Source organism: Streptomyces sp. NPDC006265 (genome assembly GCF_040613555.1).
Lineage (GTDB): Bacteria > Actinomycetota > Actinomycetes > Streptomycetales > Streptomycetaceae > Streptomyces.
The window spans coordinates 1-1,648 of sequence record NZ_JBEXSH010001330.1 but is presented as its reverse complement, the minus strand read 5'-3'; the positions used below and the strand labels follow the sequence as shown (position 1 = coordinate 1,648).

At 69.7% G+C, this 1,648-nt stretch carries 1 protein-coding gene and 1 pseudogene; both read left to right on the top strand.

What is annotated here, in order from left to right:
* Positions 1-365 (top strand): annotated as a pseudogene (locus ABZ281_RS48515) (acyl-CoA dehydrogenase); the annotation flags it as partial.
* Between the two features lie 88 nt (positions 366-453).
* On the top strand, positions 454-1,341 hold the full coding sequence (locus tag ABZ281_RS48510; RefSeq protein ID WP_356665145.1) for an NAD(P)-dependent oxidoreductase: 888 nt from the start codon (positions 454-456) through the stop codon (positions 1,339-1,341).
* Positions 1,342-1,648 lie beyond the last annotated feature (307 nt).

Genomic DNA, 1,648 nt, shown 5'->3' with positions numbered 1-1,648 from the left:
AGCTGCACCCGCTCACGCAGATCCAGGTCGCCACGGCCGCCAACAAGATCGACGCCGCCGAAGCCCTGTCGGCCCGCTGGCTCACCCTCCTCCAGGAGCGCGCCGACGCCGGCGAGCAGCCCACCGACCAGGAGAAGGCCATCGTGCGCGGCCAGACCGGCTTCGCCGCCCAACTGGCCAAGGAGGCCGTGGAGATCCTCCACAACGCCAGCGGCGGCTCCGTCATCCGGCGCGACGTCCACCTGCAGCGCTTCCACCGCGACATCCAGGGCTTCTCGCTGCACGCGCTCGCCAACGCCGACGTCAACCTCGAACTCCAGGGCCGCGTCCTGGTCGGCCTGGAGCCCGGCACCGTCTTCCTCTGAGTCGACGACCCGGACAGCCCCTCTACACCGGCGCACCCAGCGTGCCGGTTCGCTCAGCACACCACTTTCGTACTGGAGGAACAGATTCATGGGTGACAACCACACCTCGGTGTCGGTGCTCGGCCTCGGCCTGATGGGGCAGGCCCTGGCCGCCGCCTTCCTGAAGGCGGGTCACGCCACCACCGTGTGGAACCGTTCCGCGGACAAGGCCGACGGCCTCGTCAAGGACGGCGCGGTCCCCGCCGTGAAGCCCGCCGACGCCGTCGCCGCGAGCGACCTCGTGATCGTCTGCGTGTCGACGTACGACGTGGTGCACGACGTCATCGGCTCGCTCGGCGACGCCCTGCGCGGCAAGACCGTCGTCAACCTGACCACCGGCTCCTCCGAGCAGGCCCGGCAGACCGCCGAGTGGGCGCAGAAGCACGGCGCCAAGTACCTCGACGGCGCCATCATGATCACCCCGCCCGGCATCGGCGCCGAGACCTCCGTCCTCTTCTACGCGGGCGACCAGGCCGTCTTCGACGCGCACGAGCCCGTGCTGAAGCTCCTCGGCGGCGGCACCACCTACCTCGGCACCGACCACGGCAAGCCCGCCCTGTTCGACGTGTCGCTGCTCGGCCTGATGTGGGGCGCCCTCAACAGCTTCCTGCACGGCGTGGCCATCGTGGAGACCGGCGGCGTCAAGGCGCAGGAGTTCCTGCCGTGGGCCCACATGTGGCTCGACGCCATCAAGATGTTCACGGCCGACTACGCCGCGCAGATCGACGCCGGCGACGAGAAGTTCCCGGCCAACGACGCCACCCTGGAGACGCACCTGGGCGCGCTCAGGCACCTCGTCGAGGAGTCCGAGGCGCTCGGCGTGGACACCGAGCTGCCCAAGTACTCCGAGGCGCTCATGGAGGGCATCATCGCCCAGGGCCACGCCAAGAACAGCTACGCCAGCGTCGTGAAGGCGTACCGCCGCCCGAACCAGTGAGCACCGGGCCCGGTATTGGCGTCACCCCCTGACGAAGGGGCCGGTTCCGAATCCCCCGTCGGAACCGGCCCCTTCCCCATGCCCGAAACACGGCGTCCCGGAATCGGAAACGCCCCCTCCTCCTTCATTTCGCGTCCGTCGATTCCGTGTGCTTTCCGTCCCGCAATTCGCGCTCTTCGCGAAAGGTGTGTTCCATGACCGAGAACGGCGACAGCACGACCCCCCGCGCCCACGGACGCGTCACCAGAAGAACCGTCCTCAAGGCAGCGGGGGCCACCGCACTCGCCGCCGGTGCCGTCCCCGCGAC